The organism is Streptomyces sp. NPDC101227 (genome assembly GCF_044767545.1).
Classification (GTDB): Bacteria; Actinomycetota; Actinomycetes; order Streptomycetales; family Streptomycetaceae; genus Streptomyces.
Window position 1 is genome coordinate 83,138 of sequence record NZ_JBIWOD010000017.1, and the last position, 17,599, is coordinate 100,736.

The window sequence follows — 17,599 nt, forward strand, 5'->3', positions numbered from 1 at the left end:
GAGGACGGCTGGGCCGAATAGGCGTAACCTGGCTGGCGCCATGCCGTACGAGCCCCCCACCCATACCGTCGAGCGATCACTACGCGCCACGACGGGCGCCAAGATCGTTGCAGGTGTCGATGAGGTCGGGCGCGGAGCCTGGGCCGGCCCGGTCAGCGTCTGCGCGGCCGTCACCGGTCTGCGTCGGCCGCCCACCGGACTCACCGATTCCAAGCTGCTGACCATCAAGCGCCGCACCGAACTCTGCGGTCTGCTCGGCGACTGGGTCACGGCCTACGCCCTGGGGCACTCGTCACCGGAAGAGATCGACGAGCTGGGCATGACCGCGGCGCTGCGGCTCGCGGCCGTACGCGCCCTGGAGGCGCTGCCGGTCCGTCCGGACGCGGTCATCCTCGACGGCAAGCACGACTATCTGGGCGCGCCGTGGCGGGTCCGCACGGTCATCAAGGGGGACCAGTCCTGTGTCGCGGTTGCCGCCGCGTCGGTGATCGCAAAGGTGCGACGCGACGCGATGATGGCCGAACTCGGCCTGGAATACGCCGACTTCGACTTTGCGGCCAACGCCGGCTACCCCTCCCCGACCCATCGCATCGCCCTGGAGGAGTACGGTCCTACGCCGCACCACCGAGTGTCGTGGTCCTACATGGACGCTCTGCCCCGGTGGCGGCATCTGAAGAAGGTGCGCGTCACTCCCGAAGCAGCCGCTCTGGAGGCCGGTGGCCAACTCGGCTTCGACTTCTGAGCGGTACGGGCATCAAATCGGTACCCGATGACGCGTCCCGCACTTACGTTTGATAGACATCCCTTTATGCCTCTCATCCCCGAGGAGCCTCAGATTCACGAGAGTGTCCCGGGTCCCCGCGCAACTCCGGCCGCCGGCCGCACCGCGCCGACCCCCCGTCCCGTCCCTGGTCCCGGCCCCCGCCCCGCGCCTCCGCGTGGCGCCCCGGCGTCCAGTGCCCGTCCGGGCAAGCCCGGACCCGCTGCCCCGTCGCGTGGGCCTGTCGCCGCTCCGCCGGCGCAGCGCACCAGCTCGCCGCAGCCCCCAGCCGCTACCCCCGCCGCCGCAGGAGTCCAGCTCCAGCTGATCCCGGCACCCGTCGACGGCGCCATCGACGCCGCCGACGAAGCCGTCGATCTGCTGCTGGACTCCGGTCGCGCGCCGGCCGAGATCCTGGTGCTCACCACGGGTGGAATCCACCCGTGGGCCGCCCATGAGCTGTCCTTCGGCGAGGCGTCCTACTGGGCCCAACAGGACGCCGCGGACGATGTGTTCTACGCGGACGCCGCTGCCGAGCGTGCCACCGGGCGACCCGTCGTGGTCGTCGCCGTCAACGGTGGCACGGACGAGGTCACCGCACAGGCGCTGCCCTCGGCGATGGCCCGTGCCGGAACCCTGCTGGTCGTCTGTGGCGACCCGCAGCGGATCAACAGCATCCTCGGCGCGAACGCCTAGCAGCCCGCGCTCGAAGCAGCCCGTCGGCCATCCGGTCGGTCGGGCTTGCTTGCGTTTCCCGGAGCCCTGCTGCTTCCGGGAGCCGCCCCCGGGTTCAGCGGGCCGCGGTGTGCCGCTGCGCCTCCCGCGCCCCGCCCCCGGAACGCCGGGGCATGGCCGGTTCGCCGCTCCGCGAGGGCGACCCGGCCGCGGGCAAGGCCTCCGCCGGGGGCGTACGCGGCGAGGGCAGGCGCGGCAGCGCCACATCTGCTGCGGCCGTACGCGGTGACATCGCGCGCGGCGCCCGGGCACGCGACGGCTCCGTACGGCTGGACGCCGGGGCAGCCTGCCGGGAGGCCGGGTCTGTCCGCCGGGACACCGACTCGGCCCTCCGGGACAGCCGGCCGGTCCTCCGGGACACCTGGTCGGTGCTCCGGGACGGTCTGGGTGGCCGTCCGCCGCGATCCTCCCCGAGCACCTGCCAGCGGTCCGGGGTCAGCGTGATGTACGCCCCGCACCGCAGCCCGTGCAGGGTGCAGGCGTCCCGCAGACCCCACATCCACGCCCCGTCCGCCTCCGTCCAACGGGGCTCGCCCTCACGGCAGTAGAGCAGCACGGCCGTCCGGACCGGAGCACGCAGCCGCAGATCGTGCGGGATGACCCGGCGCAGATGCGCCAGCAGCACATTGCGGAACTCCCAGCCGTCGGGCAGGGCCGCGGGCTCCGTGAACGAGGCGCTGGCAGCTACCCGCTCCAGCGGATCGAGCACCGCCACGATGGCAGTCGAAGGCCCCGGGCGATGACGATCGTGCAGGCCGGTGACGATCTCACGGGGATTGCGCAGCAGCGGAATACCGGCCGAGGCCCACTCGGAGGGCTCCAGCATCCGGCCCAGCCGGGCGACGGAATCGGCGGACGCGGGCCGGGACACATTCATGGGCGGGGCAAAACCGAAGGTCACGGATCCTCCCTTCGTCTACGCGTCCACGCAGCGGGCCTCGGCCGGGCGCGAGCGCACCACGGCATGGCCCTGCCTGGCCGCGGACGGGCCGGTACGGGGAAGCGGCTCCAATTCTTCCTGTCGTACACGCATGCGGCAACGAGCAATTCCGCGCACGGGCCGGAATCGACCGGTGCGCCGTCAATATCCCTGCCCGCCGCACCGGCCCGTGATGCCCGGCGGCACTCTCGCCCTCTCCCGGTACGGCTCTTCCGGTACGGCAACGACCAGCGGAAACACGCCCCTCGGCGCCCTCGCCCCGGGCAGCGGACGGGCGGCCACCGCCCGATTCCTGCGGCCGGCTCCGGCGGCACGGTCGGCGAACCGTGCAGGGCGCGCACCCGCTCGGCGCCGTCACCGCGCGGAATCCTGCCGTGGTTCGCCCGGCGGGCGAGTGGGCAGGCGGGCCGGCACGGGGCAACGGAACCGGGAGGGCATTCGGATCCAGGCGGAACTGGAGCCCTGACCTGCGTAAACGTGCGGATCGGGGGCGAGGTGGCCCGGCGCTGGGCCGGACCGTCCTCGATCGGTGCGTGGCGGGTGGGCCGTGCGCAAGCTGCCTGTCACGCTGGGTGAGTTAGTGGATTGTCAGTGCCATCGGGTTGCATGGGGGTATGGACGATCTGGAGCTCCGCACCGAAGCCGACGCCATCCTCGCCGAGCTCGTCGGTGACCCGGGAGGCTCGGCGCGACTGCGCGAGGACCAGTGGCAGGCCGTGGCGGCTCTGGTGCAGGAGCGCCGGCGCGCACTGGTCGTGCAGCGCACCGGCTGGGGCAAGTCGGCGGTGTACTTCGTGGCCACCGCCCTGCTGCGGCGCCGGGGCTCGGGCCCCACGGTGATCATCTCGCCGCTGCTGGCGCTGATGCGCAACCAGGTCGACTCGGCGGCGCGGGCCGGTATCCAGGCGCGCACCATCAACTCGGCCAACCCCGAGGAGTGGGACACCATCTACGGGGAGGTAGAGCGCGGCGAGACCGACGTTCTCCTCGTCAGTCCGGAGCGTCTCAACTCGGTCGATTTCCGGGATCAGGTGCTGCCCAAGCTTGCGGCCACGACCGGTCTGCTGGTGGTCGACGAGGCGCATTGCATCTCCGACTGGGGGCATGACTTCCGGCCGGACTACCGGCGGTTGCGCACGATGCTGGCGGAGCTGCCGCCCGGCGTGCCGGTGCTGGCCACGACGGCGACGGCGAACGCGCGGGTGACCGCGGATGTGGCCGAGCAGTTGGGGACGGGAGGCGGGGGCGCTCTGGTGCTGCGGGGGCCGCTGGACCGCGAGAGCCTGCGGCTGGGCGTGCTGAAGCTGCCGGATGCGGCGCACCGGCTGGCGTGGCTGGGGGAGCGGCTGGGGGATCTGCCGGGCTCGGGGATCATCTACACGCTGACGGTGGCGGCGGCCGAGGAGGTCACGGCGTTCCTGCGGCAGCGCGGGTATCCGGTGGCTTCGTACACGGGCAAGACGGAGAACGCCGACCGGCTGCAGGCGGAGGAGGACCTGCTCGCGAACCGCGTGAAGGCGCTGGTGGCGACCTCCGCGCTGGGGATGGGCTTCGACAAGCCGGACCTGGGGTTCGTGGTGCACCTGGGTTCTCCGTCGTCCCCGATCGCGTACTACCAGCAGGTCGGGCGCGCGGGGCGTGGGGTGGACCATGCCGATGTGCTGCTGCTGCCGGGCCGGGAGGACGAGGCGATCTGGGCGTACTTCGCCTCGGTGGGCTTCCCGCCCGAGGAGCAGGTGCGGCGCACGCTGGCGACCCTGGAGGAGGCGGGGCGTCCGTTGTCGCTGCCGGCGCTGGAGCCGTTGGTGGACCTTCGGCGCTCCCGGCTGGAGACGATGCTGAAGGTCCTGGACGTGGACGGGGCGGTCAAGCGTGTGAAGGGCGGCTGGACCGCCACCGGGCGGCCGTGGACCTACGACGCGGAGCGCTATGCGTGGGTGGCGCGTCAGCGGGAGGCGGAGCAGCAGGCCATGCGGGACTACGTGGCGACCACGGGGTGCCGGATGGAGTTCCTGCAGCGGCAGCTCGACGACGAGAAGGCAGCCCCCTGTGGTCGCTGCGACACCTGCGCCGGCCCCTGGCTCGATCCCGCCGTCTCACCCGGCGCCCTCGCGGGAGCGGCCGGCGAACTGGACCGCCCGGGGGTGGAGGTCGAGCCGCGCCGCATGTGGCCCACCGGCATGCCCGCGGTCGGCGTCGACCTCAAGGGCCGCATTCCCGCGGGCCAGCAGGCGGCCGTGGGGCGCGCGCTGGGCAGGTTGTCGGACATCGGCTGGGGCAACCGTCTGCGTCCGCTGCTGTCGGAGCAGGCAGCGGACGGACCGGTCCCGGACGACGTGCTCACCGCCGTCGTGACGGTGGTGGCCGACTGGGCGCGCTCGCCGGGCGGCTGGGCCGGCGGCGGCCCTGACGCGATGGCGCGGCCGGTCGGCATCGTCGCCATGCCCTCCCGCACCCATCCACAACTGATTTCCTCCCTGGCCGGCGGCCTGGCCCGGGTCGGCAGGCTCCCTCTGCTGGGCAGCCTGGCCTACACCCCGCAGGCCGGCGACCTTCCGGCGCACCGCAGCAACTCCGCCCAGCGGCTGCGCGCCCTGGCCGCTTCGTTCGCCGTGCCCGATGAACTCGCCGCCGCCCTGGCTGACACCCCCGGACCCGTCCTGCTCGTCGACGACTACACCGACTCCGGCTGGACCCTGGCCGTAGGCGCACGCCTCCTGCGACAGACCGGAGCCGACCAGGTACTCCCACTCGCCCTTGCCCTGGCCGGGTAGGCGGCTTACCTTGCCCCGGCTTCCGGCCAACCCGTGTGGTGAGGTGACGCGCCGTCAAGATTGAAGAGGGGGCGCCTCGTTCGTCCTCGCCCACCAGGTGGGGCCACAGTGGACATGCGGTCGCACCAGGTGGGGGCACGTAGATCGCAATGAGCGGCCCCGGCGAATGCGTGTGATGGCGATGCCGGCGGAGGTGAAGGAAGCGGCCGGCCCGGTCGGTGTGGCCGGGCCGGCCGGTGGCGGCGTCAGGTGAGTTCGTCCCATGCCAGGACCTGTTCCGCCTGGGAGTGCAGGGCGGCGAGGAGGCCGAGGCGGTTGGTGCGCTGGGCCGGATCCTCGGCCATCACCATGACCTGGTCGAAGAAGCCGTTGACGGCGGTGACGAGCCCGGCCGATTCGGCGGCGAAGCGGTCCAGCCGGGGGGCGTCTCCCAGGGCTGTGCGGAGCTTTTCCACGGCGGTGTGGAGCTCGTGCTCGGCGGCGGTGGTGAAGAGGGCCGGGTCAAAGGAGGGTGCGGCGTCCTTCGGGAGGATGCGACGGACGCGTTGAACAGCTGCGACGAGGGCCGTGAAAGCGGGGGTTTCGAGCAGCGAATCCAGTTGGGTGAGGGTCCGTTCGGCCTGGGACGGGCTGCCGGCATGCGGGAGCACCGCGCGTACCTGGGCGATGGGACGGCCGTTGTCGATGAGCTGCTGTTCGAAACGGCGGAGGACGAATTGCCGTGCGTCCTCGAGTGCCTCCTTCGAGCAGGGAACGGGCTGCCGCTCGGCGGCGGCCAGCAAGCCGCTCTCCAGGGTGAGGGAAGCGAATTCGCGGCGTGAGCACAGGATGCGGACCACACCGAGAGCGGAACGACGGAGCCCGTACGGGTCCGAACTGCCGGTGGGGACGGAACCGATCGCGAAGAGGCCCGCCAGGAGGTCGAAGCGGTCCGCGAGGGCCAGGAGGGCGCCGGCGCCGGTGGCGGGGAGCCGGTCTCCGGTGAAGCGCGGCAGTTCCATGTCCAGGAGGGCCGTGCCGACGGCGTCCTCTTCACCGGCGCGAACGGCGTATTCAGCGGCCATGACGCCGGCGAGTCCGGAGAGTTCGGTGACCATCTGGGAGCCGAGATCGAATTTTGCGAGGCGGGAGGCGCGGTCGAGCGCGTGCCGGTCCGCCGGACCCAGTTCGACGCTCTCGGCGAGGTGGGCCGCGAGGGCCGCGATACGCCCCGCCCGGTCGGCCATGGAGCCGAGGCGCTCCTCGAAGGTGAGCAGGTCCAGTTTGTCGCGCATCTCGGTGAGCGCAGTGGCGAGGTCGGCGCGCCAGAAGAAGGCGGCGTCCTCGTAACGGGCCCGCAGTACCGCTTCGTTGCCCGCGCGGACCACGTCCTCGTCGCAGTTGCCGTTGGCCACCGCGATGAAGTGCGGCAGCAGTCCGCCCTCGGCATCCTGGACGGGAAGGTACCGCTGGTGCTTGCGCATGACGGTGGTGAGGATCGCCTCGGGCAGCTGGAGGTACTCCGGATCGAAGCTGCCGAGTACCGGAACCGGCTGTTCGACGAGGTCGGTGATCTCCGCGACCAGGCCGCTGTACTTCGTGAGGTCGACGTGGCCGCCGATCCCGGCGGCGAGGCGCCCGGCACCTTCCTCGACGAGGCGGCGCCGTTCGGCGGCGTCCGCCACGATCCCGTGGTCCGCCAGGAAGGCCGGGTAGCCCTCGGCCGAAGGGACCTCGACCGTGGGGGACGGTGCGTCGCGATGCACCTGGGTCGTCCGGCCCGCGGAGAGGCTGGAGACGGTGAAGGGCACGATCCGGTCGCCGAGCAGCGCCAGGAGCCACCTGATGGGACGGGTGAAGACGAGGCCGGGGGCGTTCCAGCGCATGTTCTTCTCCGCGCGCAGCCCGGTCACCGACGCCGGAAGGATCTCCGCGAGCACCTCGAGAGCGGGCCGGCCGCTCACCCGGCGAGTGACGACGACGTGCTCGTGGGCCCCGAAGACGGCTCGGTCCAGATCGGCCACCTCGACGCCCTGACTGCGGGCGAAGCCACGCGCCGCTTCGGTGGCGTTGCCCTGTGCGTCGAACGCGCCGCTGACCCGGGGGCCGCGCACCGTCCGCAGGTGATCTTCTTCCTGGGCCGCCACGTCCTCGACGAGTGCCACGACCCGGCGCGGGGTGGCCACGACGCTGATCGTGCCGTGCCGCAGCCGGGTTCCGGCGAGCTTCTCCGCCAGCGCTTCCTCGACCGCCCGTGCGCTGCGGCCCACCTCCGCGGGCGGCATCTCCTCGACGCCGATCTCGAAGGCGAGCGTGGCGGGGCCGGCCGGTGCCGGTTCGGTGGACGGCGCCGGCTGCGCGGCGGGCGCGGCCCCGGCGCTGCCGAGGGGGTGGCCGAGCTCCGCGCGCCGTGCCGCCCACAGGCCGGCGACATCATGGGCGAGCGCCCGCATCCGGGCGAACGCCCGGGCGCGCTCGGTGGTGGAGATCGCCCCGCGGGCGTCGAGCACGTTGAAGGTGTGGGAGCACTTGAGCACATAGGTGTACGCCGGGACGGGCAGCCGGGCATCGAGCATCCGGCGGGCCTCTTCGGCGTAGGTCTCGAAGAGCGCGTGCTGGGTGCGCACATCGGCGTCGTCGAGGTAGTAACGGCTCATTTCGTACTCTGCCTGGCCGAAGATCTCCCCGTAGGACACGCCCGGCGCGTAGCTGATGTCCTTGAAGTGGCTCACGTTCTGGAGCGCCATGAGGATCCGCTCCATGCCGTAGGTGATCTCCACGGAGACGGGGTCGAGCGCGATGCCACCGGCCTGCTGGAAGTAGGTGAACTGGGTGATCTCCAGCCCGTCCAGCCACACCTCCCAGCCGAGCCCCCAGGCGCCGAGCGCGGGCGAGGCCCAGTTGTCCTCGACGAAGCGGATGTCGTGCGCGGCGATGTCGATGCCCAGCGCCCGAAGGCTGCCCAGGTACAGCTCCTGGGCGTTTCCCGGCTCCGGCTTGAGGATCACCTGGTACTGCGTGTGGGTCTGCAGCCGGTTCGGATTCTCTCCGTAGCGTGCATCATCCGGGCGCACGCTCGGCTCGGGGTAGGCGACCCGCCAGGGCTCGGGGCCCTGCACCCTGAGGAACGTCGCGGGGTTGAGGGTTCCGGCTCCGACCTCACTGTTCATCGGCTGGGCAATCAGGCACCCCTGCTCTGCCCAGTATGCGTTCAGTGTGAGCAGGGTGTCCTGCATCGTGGGCATGCGCGCCCTCCAGAGCTCTATCCGTGGGAAGTACGGTGTGCGGTCGGTGCTCAGCATCGGTGCTCAGCGTCGGTTGTCCGTCGGCGCGGACATGCGGGCCTGGATGCCCTCCACGCCGGCGGCTACGTGGGGGCAAGTCCTCATGGCTTCCGCGACCTTGACCAGCCAGTTGATCTCGTCGGTGAGGTCGGACCCCTGGGGTCCCGTGGCGGCACGCGGCACGGGATGCGCGGAGGGCAGCGTATTTCGTTCGCGGGATCTGACCATGGAGGCGAGCTGCGTGGCTTCCTCTATCGCCTGCAGATCCTTGCCGCTGCGGCCGGCCGCCCGGCCCAGTTCCCGCGCGATGCGGACGGCTTCGGGGTCGGTGTACGAGCGCAGTGCCAGCTGGCCGTCCCGTATCTCGATGACTTGGCGGTAGACCTTGAATTCGAGGGTGGAGGGCCGGAACCTGCTCCAGAACCCGTTCGCCGAGGCGGTCAGCTCGATCGTCGGTGTGACTTCGTGCAACACGTGCCACAACGGGCGCAGCCGCCGGTACTGGCGCCAGGCGCGCAGCCAGCGGCGCGGAGCGCTCAGCGCCGGCCCCCAGCCGGGGAGCGTCCAGCCGATGTGGGTCAGCAGTGCGCCCACGTCGCCGCACACCCAGGCGACCGCTTCCAGCTCCCGCAGGGCCGCGGAGTGCTCGGCCAGGACGATGTCGGCGATCCGGATCAGGCTGAAACCGAGGGTCAGCCAGGACCCGGCGGCGGTGAGCCGGAGCCCCCTGCGCAGCCACAGGCGGTGCGAGACGTTGGCGTAGCGGTGGCTCAGCCGTCCGGTCTCGATCTCGCCGAATGTGTAGTACGCGAGGAAGATCAGGAGGTAGCCGGCGTAGAGAGGCCGGCCGGCGTAGTACAGCGAGACGTCAGTCGGCCGTTCATGGGTGGGCGACATCGCCACGAACAGGCCGATCAGCGCGGCCAGTACGAGAACGGCGGCGAGCACTCTGGGCCGCGCCCTGCGCCAGGCCAGGCCGGGCGGGTGCGCCCAGAAGGAGAGGACGACCTGCTGGCAGGCCAGGAGCGCCACCACACACCCCATGCACATCAGCGCCGCGCTGTTGGGGACGCCCAGCAACCGGTCGATGGCCTGGTAGAGGGAGGGTTCTGCCAAGGTGAAGCTGAGGGCCGAGAACAGCAGCGCGCCGCACAGTGCGATCAGTGCGTAGTCGCGCGGCGATTTGCGTAACGCGCTGAGCTTGTAGGCGAACGCCAGCCAGGCGACGACGGCGCACACGGGGTGGAGGTAGAGATTCACCGGTGGTCGCCCTTGCGGGTGTGCCGCAGCGAGCGGTCCAGCCGCTGGATCACCTCGGCGGAGTCCGGGGGCACCGTCCACGTGGGTTCCAGTGCCCTGCGGTGCGCCTTCTGGAGGATCAGTGAGGCGATGACCTCGGCCTCCTGCTCCTCCACGCTGTTGTGCTGCGCGCGCCGGAGAACCCGCTTCACCATCCGGGGGTCCAGATTGGGGAGGATCAGCAGTGACGATTCCTCGCCCACCGCCGCGCTGGTGCGGTGATCGCAGAGCACATGCCCCAGTTCATGGGCGATGATGTGCTCCTGGTGCAGCCGGCTGGTCTCCTGTTCGTAGAAGATGTAGTCCGTCTCGCCGACCGCGACCCAGAGGCCGCAGGGGCCGTGGGGCGGGAGCGCTATCGGCTCCAGCCGGATCGGCCGGCCGGTGTGCTGTGCCACGCGGTCGCACAGCACCCCCATGTCCAGCGGCGAGGTGATCTCCAGATCGCGGACCAGAGCTCTGCAGCGCCGGTTCATCGCCCGAGAACTCACTGACTTCCCCCAGTTCGGTCAATGCGCACGTCCGGCCGACACCGGGGACCCTGACGCATCGGACGGACCCTAGGACTCGCCCGGCGCCGGGTCACGGGGGAGTCCCTCCAACTCCCGCACCCGCTCGATCACTTCGCTGATCGAGCTGAGTGTCTGCGGCGACAACCCCGCGGTGCGGAGCGCGACCTGCTGGACCTGGGAGTCCCGAAGGGCGGTGAGCAGCGTGAGATCCGCGTTGACCTTCTGGGAGACCTGGTCGTCGAAGAAGTAGGCCGGCGGTACGCCGAAGAACCTGGCCATTCCCTCGAGATGACGCAGTGTCGGGTTGTCCCGTTGCCCCCTGCGCAGCAGCCAGAGGTAACTGCCCGAGATCGGGACGCCGTCCGATGTGATGGCGCGCGCGACCTCCTCCGAGCTGTAGGGGCCGCGACCCGCCGGAACGACAGTGTCGAAGAGGTGATTCAACTTGTCGGCCAGCGCGCGTCCTGACGTGTTGCCCGTATCGGTCATGACCACCCCTCCATCCCGTTGGGCATAAAAGCAACCTAACATCACACTAGTGTGGACGCCGAATTCCCGCGCATCCTATACCAGTTGACAGTGATCACGCGTACTGCCTACAGTCCCGATCCGTAGCGGTCATCGACTCATGTGCGACGGGTGACGTCATCTGATCAACCGTTAGTTGACGGTTTCACGGGACGTGTTGACCGGCTCCTTACGGAAGCGGGGGAACGAATGAACCACGACCTGCAGATAGGGACCCTGAGGACCCTGGCGACCATCGTTGACCTGGGGGGATTCAGTCGGGCGGCGGAGGCGTTGCACCTGACGCAGCCGGCCGTGAGCCAGCAGATGCGGCGCCTGGAGACTTTCCTCAAGCAGCCCGTCTTCGCCACCACCGGGCGCAACATGCGCCTCAGCCCCGCCGGGAAAGAGCTGCTTGCCTATGCCCGCAAGATGCTCTCCCTCAACGACGAGGCCGTCGCGCGCTTCACGCCGCCACGCGACGGCCTGCGCATCTCCTTCGGCATCTCCGACCAGTTCAGCGACGCGCTCCCGGAGATCCTGCGGAGCCTGAAGCGGGTGGCTCCCGAATCCCAGGTGACCATCCGCACGGGAGTGAGCGAATCGCTTTCCGAGCAGCTGTCGGACGGCTCCCTGGACCTGGCACTGCTCATCAACCCGTGGGAGGACCCGGCCTACCGCGTCGAGGAGGTCGGGCACATCGAGATGGCCTGGTTCGGGCGGCCGGCGATCGGGAACGACGCACCGCTGCCCCTCGTGCTCTTCACCGAACCGTGCACCCTGCGCGGGCGGACCCTGGCGGCCTTCGAGGAGTCCGGGACCGAGTGGAAGCGCGCCTACGAAGGACCCGAGCTGATCGGGCTGCGGGCCGCCATCCAGGCCGGTCTCGGAGTCGCCTGCCTGGTGGCCAACGCGGACGAGCTGTGGGGGCTGCCCACGGCGATCTGCCCCCGCCTTCCCGCGCCGCCGGGACCGGTGCCGACCGGACTGGCCATCTCCTCCCGGGTGCCGGCGGACTACGCCGAGGCCGCCCTGAAGTCCGTCCGCGAGGCCCTGGGTCCGTACCCCTTCGCGGCCCTCCAGACTTCGTGAAACCCGGCCCGAAGTCCTTCTTACGACGCGTACTGCTGAACTTCGACCCCCGGATCGCCGCGGCACCGCCGCCGGAAAGCGACCTCGGCCGCTTCCTGGACATGCCGCCCGGCACGGGGCGGAAACCGCGGCGGCGGCTCATCCGGGCACTGTTCCGACGGCGACGACGTTCCCCTCGCTGACGTACCCACAGGGGTCGTGAAGGGGGTTGGCCGGGGCATCGGGATCGGCGAAGCCGCGCCACCCTTCTCCGCATCCCAGTGCCAGCGCCTGTTCGGCCACCCGCGCACAGGCCAGCCCGTAGAACCTCTGCACCGCGGCATCGAACGGCGCATAGTGCTCGATCAGCAGCGTGCGCTGCCGTACGGCGTCGAGTCCGGCCCGGGACAGCCACCGGTGCAGATCCCGGGCGCGCAGCAACTGCCGTGCGTACCCCGGGGATTCGGCGGCCCGCCGGAAGAAGTCCGTGAAGAGGAACGGAGGTGCCGGCCGCGCGGTGATCAGGCTTGCGTCGAGGTCCTTGACGACCACGCGGCCACCCGGCCGCACGACGCGCACGAACTCGGCCAGTGCCCGCTCCAGTTCGTCGTCCCCGAGGTACTGGGTCGTATTGGCGCACCAGACGGCGTCGAAGGAATCGTCGTCGTAGGGCAGGCGGAGCACATCCCCCTGTGTCACCTCGACCGGAGCCCCCAGGCTCTCCCGCTGCGCCAGTTCCCGCACCCGTCCGACGTTCTCCTCGGCCAGGTCGAGCGCCGCGAGGCGGCCGGTGGGCCCGACCAGTTCCGCGAGCCAGGGCAGGAAGGTGCCGCTGCCGCAGCCGGCGTCGAGGACCCGGCTGCCCGGCCGCAGGCCCGCCTCCTCCAGCGCCAGCCGGTACTCCGGGGCGCAGGCACGGAAGTGCGCCTCGACGATCTCCCGGTGGGTGAAGCCCAGACCGGTCGAGGAGGCGTATCCCCAGGCCCGGTGGTCGTCGGTCAGCATGTGTGTCCTTCCGGCAGCGTTTCGTGTCCGGCGATGTCGTCCAGCAGCCGCGTCAGGGCCCCGGTGAAGACGTCCGGTGCTTCCAGCGGCGTGAGGTGGCCCGCGCGCTCCACGGTGACCAGGCGTCCCCGGGGCAGGGCGGCGGCCATCCGCTGCGCCTCGTCCGGCGGGACCAGTTCGTCCTCCGCACCGGCGATCACCAGCGCGGGGACGGTGGTGGCGCGCAGCACGTCGAAGGAGTCGGGGCGGGCGGCGACGGCCCGCTGCGCCCAGGCCACGGCCGCCGGTGACGCCGCCGTCACCTCGTCGAGCAGCCGTGTCAGGACCTCGGGCCGTTCGGCCCGGGTGGTGGCCCCGAGCAGCAGCGGCGTGGTCTTGGCGATCAGTTCGGGGCGCAGCCGGTCGTCCGTCATCGTCCGCGCGAAGCCCTCGCGCCCGGCCGCCGCCGCCGCGGAGTCCGCGGACGCCCTGGTACCGGTCAGCACCAGGCCGTCGACCCGGTGGGCATGGTGGCGCAGGAACCGCATCGCCACGTAGCCGCCCATGGAGGAGCCGACGAGTACGACCCGGCCGTGGCCCCCGGCGTCGAGTGCCGCTGCCAGGTCCTCGGCGACGGTGTCGAGGGAGGGCGGGTCCGCGCCGAGCGGCGCGCCGCCGAAGCCCCGCTGGTCGAACGCGAGCACCCGCAGACCGCGGCGTTCAAGGGCGTGGCGCTGCGGCCGCCACATCGACGAGTCGAGGGAGAGGGCGTGCAGCAGGACGACGGTGGGGGTCTGAGGACGGGTCATCGCTCGCACCCCCCTCGCTGCACCCGCTCCACGAAGGCGCGCACACAGCCGGGCAACTCCGCCCCGCGGCGCCAGGCGACCGCGACCGGTGCGCCGGGCAGGTCGTGGATCGGCACGATCGCCACCTGCGGGGGCGCCACATCGGCGAGCGAGGCCAGCGAGATGTGCACCGCGGTGGACTCCGCCACCAGACGCATCATCTGCGGGATGGTCGACACCTGGTGGCAACGCCGGAGCGGCCGGCCGGCCGGGGTGTGCGGGGGAACGACCTCGTCCCATACATAGGCGGGCATCCGGCCCGGCCGGGCGAACGTCTCGTAGGCGGCGAGTTCCTCGATGGACACCGACGCGCGGCCGGCGAGCGGATGGGCGGTTCCGACGACCGCGGCCCGGGCGTCGTGGGCCAGCACCGGACTGACGGCCAGGTCCGGCTCCCGGACCTGGAACTTGACCGTCATCACGTCGAGTTCGCCCGACCGGAGGGCACGGAAGGGGTCGGTCACGTCGTACTGGCTGAGCGCGACCTCCTCGTCGTCGAGGCCCGCGTCGTGGAGCAGCCGGCGGACGAGGTCCGCGGAGCCGTGGTAGCCGCATCGGATGCGGTCGAGGTCAACGGTGGTGCGGGACGGCATCAGGGATCTCCTGGGTCAGCCCGGCGAAGGCCTGGAGCCTGTCGGGCGAGTCGTGGGCGGTGTCGATGCGCAGCGCGGCGAACGGCCCCGACGACTCGTCGAGCCGCGGTACGCCGCGCACGGTGATCCGGTCCCCGGGGGCGATCAGACCGTCCATGACCGCCTCGGCGAGCAGGTGGTTGAGGTGGACCAGGGCGTCGGTGAGCGTGAGGCCGGCGGTCACGATCTGCAGCACCCGGTGCCGGGGCGGGCGGGACCGGGGGCCGGGGCCCACCCGGAGCTCCACGGTCCCGGTGGCCAGGTCGCCCAGTGCCCGCCGGCCGTCGAAGCTCTTGAGCAGGCGCCGCAGCCCGTGGGAGGCCGCGGCGGGGGCCGGGCCCAGCCACGCGGCCGACCCGTCGGGCGCGATGTGGTCGAAGGGGAACCGCCCCCGGAGGTTTTCGGGGGAGCCCGCGAGATACACGGTCCGGGTGAAGGAGCGGCGCCACGCCTCCCGGTGCTCGGCGGTGAGCGAGCAGGTGAACGCGCAGGTCTCGCGTACCCACCCGATCAGGTCCAGCTCACCGACGACGGCCACCACCACGGCCTCCGTGGTCCGGGCCGGGTCGGTGGCACCGGCGATCTCGGCCTTGACGGCCCGCAGCGCCGCGGGAGTGGACAGGTCATGGCGTCCGGCCAGCTCCGGCCGGGCGGTGTGGAGCCGTTCGGCCGCGAGGGACAGCAGACGGTCCGCGGACAGGGGCATGGGCAGGGTCATAGGAACACCGACGAGATCAGGTCGAGGGGCGGGGCGGGGCGGCGCTTGCCGAGGAGGGAGGAGGTGAGGCGGTAGGGGTCGACGTAGAGGTGGTCGCGCCGGTGCCGGGCCAGGCACTCGGGCAGGGAGGCCGCGTCGGGGCCGGACTCACGGGCGGCGGCCAGCAGCCGTTCGGCGCGCGCCATGCACTGGTGCAACAGGTCGCTTCTGAAGGACTGCTGCTGGCCGGGCCCCAGCGTCGCGATGAAGTAGAGCCGCATGCCGAGCCGTACGGCCGCGGCGTCGTGGTCGCGTGCCGCGGCGTCCAGCAGGGCGCCGGCGGTGGTCGTGTGCCAGTTCCCGTGGCGCGCGGACCGGATCTGCCCGTCGATCGGCACCCGGCCGATGGGCGTCCGGCGCACCGCCGGCCCGAGCCGTTCCAGGACGCGGCCGAGCAACTGGTAGTCGGGGTCCAGCTCCTTGTCGTAGAGCAGCACCACTTCGTCGAAGAGCGGTGCCAGCGGCAGCAGTTCACGCAGCGCACAGGCCAGGTAGTTGGGCCGTCCGTCCGCGGTGACGATCTGGCGCAGGGGCAGCCCGTGGCGGGTGGCGTCCAGGTAGACGGGCCCGCCGAACCGCCGGTGGTCCAGGCACATGCCGAGGCCGGAGAGCTCGTCCAGCGCCCCGTCGAGGGTCAGGCCGGGCGGCTGGTGCGCCAGCAGCCCGGGATCGTGCATGCCCAGGCGCGCGTAGTGCGACGCCCAGATCTTCAGCACCCGTTCCGCGGCCGGATGGCGCCATCCGTATCTCTCCACGGCGTCGGCGTACGGGCGCAGGGCCGCCGCGGTCGGGTGCCGTCCCTCGGCCCGGTAGGCGACGTAGAGCTCGCCGATCTCCTCCTCCGTCAGCCCGGAGTAGTCGGCGCGGCCCTCGACGCGGTCCAGGTACTCCCAGAACCCGAGGGTCTGTTCGGTGGGGTCGTACGTGGTGTGGCTGTAGCGGTACGACACCTCCGCCAGGTGGCCGGTGGCCCGGTACATCGCATCGGTCCACAGCAGCCCCTTGAGGTGGCTGGGCGTCAGCGGCTTCGACGGGGTGACGGTGACGGGGGCCAGCAGCACGCGGCGACCGGTCATCGGGCGCCTCCCGTCGCGGCGGCGACCGCGTCCAGCAGCGCGGCCCGGCTGGGCGGCCGTGCTGCCGCCGGTGGCGGCGGAGGCTGCGCCGCGGCCACGCCGGCCCGGAACAGCGGGGCGTCGAAGATCTTGCCGGGGGTGTCCAGGCTCATCAGCATCCGTGTCACCCCGCGCCAGACGTGCCCGTCCACCGCCGCGGCCGCGGCCGCCTCGGAGAGCGACGGGCGGCCCGAAGGTCCCGGTGGCGCGGGCGGCGCTGCGGGCGGCTCGCCGTGCACGGCCGCCGACCAGGCAGCGATGCGCGCCGCGTCATCGTGCGCGGACTGCTCGTACCAGGGGCCGAAGAGGTCCTCGGTCGCGGCGGCCACCCGGGCGCCGAGCTCCTCGTCCACGCGTGGCGCGGCGCCGAGCATGTCGGCCACCTGGAAGGCGTGGGCCAGCGCCAGCGACAGGCCCCGGCCGAAGAGGGGGTTGGTGACACAGGCGGCGTCCCCGACGGAGAACAGGCCGGCGACGGGCCGCTGGCGGCGCGTCGCGACACCTCGCAGCACATTCGGCGGGCAGGTGATCGACCGCACGGGACCGGCCGGCTCCGCGGTGCCCCCGGCGAGCCACGGTGCCACATGCGGCGTGGCGCGGGCGGCCGCGGTGAACCCCGCCGGGCGGCTCAGCGCCGTCATCGCGGGATCCCTGGGCAGTACCGCCAGGGCGATGGCGAAGGTGTTGTTGTCGCCGGGGTGCAGCACCCCGGCGTAGTGGCCCCAGATGCCGCCGGCCGCGTTGCCCCGGTTCAATGCACCCGGTTGGCAGGTTCCGGTCAATCGATAGGATCGGCTGAACCCGCGCAGGCCCGAGGGCGCGGTGAGGTCCGCGGCGACCGGGACGCCCGCCGCCGCAAGCCAGGACCGGGCCTCCGCCCGGCGCCCGGTGGCGTCCACGACGACGTCGGCCGGGAAGCGCTTGCCGCCCCCGGTCACGACGCCCGTTGCCCGCCGGCCACCGTGGTCGGTCAGCAGCCGGCGCACGGTCGTGCCGTGGCTGATCGCGACGCCCGGCACGGCGCGCACGATGCGGTACAGGACGAGGTCCAGCACCGCACGGCGGACGGCCAGCGCGGCCAGTTCGGCGTCGTCCGGCTCGGGGAGGAAGCCGCCGTGCTCCCGGGGAGCGCAGGCGGTGAGGTCGAGAAGCGTGGCACCCGCTTCCAGCGCCGCCTCCAGGACCTGCGGCGCCCGCTGCCGCAGTACCCGCACGCCGAGGGAGGTGAGGGTGTGCGAGTGGCTCGCCTGCGGGACGGTGGGGCGGTGCCGGACCGCCGCGACCTGCCCGGGCGGGCCCTCGGGGGGCGGGGCGGCCCGCTCCAGGACACGGACCCGGTACCCGGCCCCCGCGAGGGCAAGGGCAGTGGACAATCCGGCGACGCTGCCGCCGACGATGACCG

Annotated in this window: 14 protein-coding genes and 1 pseudogene; 4 read left to right on the top strand and 11 right to left on the bottom strand. The window is 72.1% G+C overall.

Annotated features, from left to right (window positions below):
* The first annotated feature begins 40 nt into the window (after positions 1-40).
* A complete protein-coding gene (locus ACIRPT_RS31570) occupies positions 41-742 on the top strand; it encodes a ribonuclease HII (RefSeq protein ID WP_403511604.1) in 702 nt (233 codons plus the stop codon).
* A gap of 66 nt (positions 743-808) precedes the next feature.
* Positions 809-1,456, top strand: coding sequence for a hypothetical protein (locus tag ACIRPT_RS31575; RefSeq protein WP_403833302.1), 648 nt, complete (start codon positions 809-811; stop codon positions 1,454-1,456).
* A 411-nt stretch (positions 1,457-1,867) separates the two neighbouring features.
* Here the strand turns inward: ACIRPT_RS31575 and ACIRPT_RS31580 are convergent.
* Positions 1,868-2,396: pseudogene (locus ACIRPT_RS31580) on the bottom strand (hypothetical protein); the annotation flags it as partial.
* A gap of 653 nt (positions 2,397-3,049) precedes the next feature.
* On the opposite strand from ACIRPT_RS31580, the gene ACIRPT_RS31585 reads away from it, so the two are divergent.
* Positions 3,050-5,209, top strand: a complete 2,160-nt coding sequence (locus ACIRPT_RS31585; RefSeq protein WP_403833305.1) for a RecQ family ATP-dependent DNA helicase — start codon at positions 3,050-3,052, stop codon at positions 5,207-5,209.
* 245 nt (positions 5,210-5,454) lie between these two features.
* Here the strand turns inward: ACIRPT_RS31585 and ACIRPT_RS31590 are convergent, their stop codons facing one another.
* The 4 genes from ACIRPT_RS31590 to ACIRPT_RS31605 all read right to left on the bottom strand — a co-directional run bounded on the left by ACIRPT_RS31590 (position 5,455) and on the right by ACIRPT_RS31605 (position 10,772).
* Positions 5,455-8,433, bottom strand: a complete 2,979-nt coding sequence (locus tag ACIRPT_RS31590) for a glycine--tRNA ligase (RefSeq protein WP_403833308.1) — start codon at positions 8,431-8,433, stop codon at positions 5,455-5,457.
* Between the two features lie 63 nt (positions 8,434-8,496).
* A complete protein-coding gene (locus ACIRPT_RS31595) occupies positions 8,497-9,732 on the bottom strand; it encodes an MAB_1171c family putative transporter (RefSeq protein WP_403833311.1) in 1,236 nt (411 codons plus the stop codon).
* On the bottom strand, positions 9,729-10,247 hold the full coding sequence (locus tag ACIRPT_RS31600; protein ID WP_403833313.1) for a hypothetical protein: 519 nt from the start codon (positions 10,245-10,247) through the stop codon (positions 9,729-9,731). Before ACIRPT_RS31600 ends, ACIRPT_RS31595 begins: the two co-directional genes overlap by 4 nt.
* An 84-nt stretch (positions 10,248-10,331) precedes the next feature.
* Positions 10,332-10,772, bottom strand: a complete 441-nt coding sequence (locus ACIRPT_RS31605; protein WP_403511585.1) for a helix-turn-helix domain-containing protein — start codon at positions 10,770-10,772, stop codon at positions 10,332-10,334.
* 228 nt (positions 10,773-11,000) lie between these two features.
* Between ACIRPT_RS31605 and ACIRPT_RS31610 the strand changes: the two genes are divergently transcribed.
* The gene (locus tag ACIRPT_RS31610; RefSeq protein ID WP_403833315.1) at positions 11,001-11,882 is read left to right on the top strand and encodes a LysR family transcriptional regulator; all 882 of its coding nucleotides are present in this window, start codon (positions 11,001-11,003) and stop codon (positions 11,880-11,882) included.
* A gap of 138 nt (positions 11,883-12,020) precedes the next feature.
* On the opposite strand, the gene ACIRPT_RS31615 is transcribed toward ACIRPT_RS31610, so the two are convergent.
* The 6 genes from ACIRPT_RS31615 to ACIRPT_RS31640 are packed head-to-tail and all read right to left on the bottom strand — an operon-like array spanning position 12,021 to position 17,570.
* Entirely contained in the window at positions 12,021-12,866 is an 846-nt protein-coding gene (locus tag ACIRPT_RS31615) for a class I SAM-dependent methyltransferase (RefSeq protein WP_403833318.1), read from the bottom strand.
* Positions 12,860-13,654, bottom strand: coding sequence for an alpha/beta fold hydrolase (locus ACIRPT_RS31620; RefSeq protein ID WP_403833320.1), 795 nt, complete (start codon positions 13,652-13,654; stop codon positions 12,860-12,862). Before ACIRPT_RS31620 ends, ACIRPT_RS31615 begins: the two co-directional genes overlap by 7 nt.
* Positions 13,651-14,286, bottom strand: coding sequence for a LysR substrate-binding domain-containing protein (locus ACIRPT_RS31625; RefSeq protein ID WP_403833323.1), 636 nt, complete (start codon positions 14,284-14,286; stop codon positions 13,651-13,653). Before ACIRPT_RS31625 ends, ACIRPT_RS31620 begins: the two co-directional genes overlap by 4 nt.
* Entirely contained in the window at positions 14,264-15,031 is a 768-nt protein-coding gene (locus ACIRPT_RS31630) for a DUF6182 family protein (protein WP_403833325.1), read from the bottom strand. Before ACIRPT_RS31630 ends, ACIRPT_RS31625 begins: the two co-directional genes overlap by 23 nt.
* Before the next feature lie 8 nt (positions 15,032-15,039).
* On the bottom strand, positions 15,040-16,158 hold the full coding sequence (locus ACIRPT_RS31635) for a hypothetical protein (protein WP_403833328.1): 1,119 nt from the start codon (positions 16,156-16,158) through the stop codon (positions 15,040-15,042).
* Positions 16,155-17,570 (bottom strand): NAD(P)/FAD-dependent oxidoreductase, encoded by a 1,416-nt coding sequence (locus ACIRPT_RS31640; protein ID WP_403833330.1) that lies wholly within the window; start codon positions 17,568-17,570, stop codon positions 16,155-16,157. Before ACIRPT_RS31640 ends, ACIRPT_RS31635 begins: the two co-directional genes overlap by 4 nt.
* Positions 17,571-17,599: the final 29 nt, after the last annotated feature.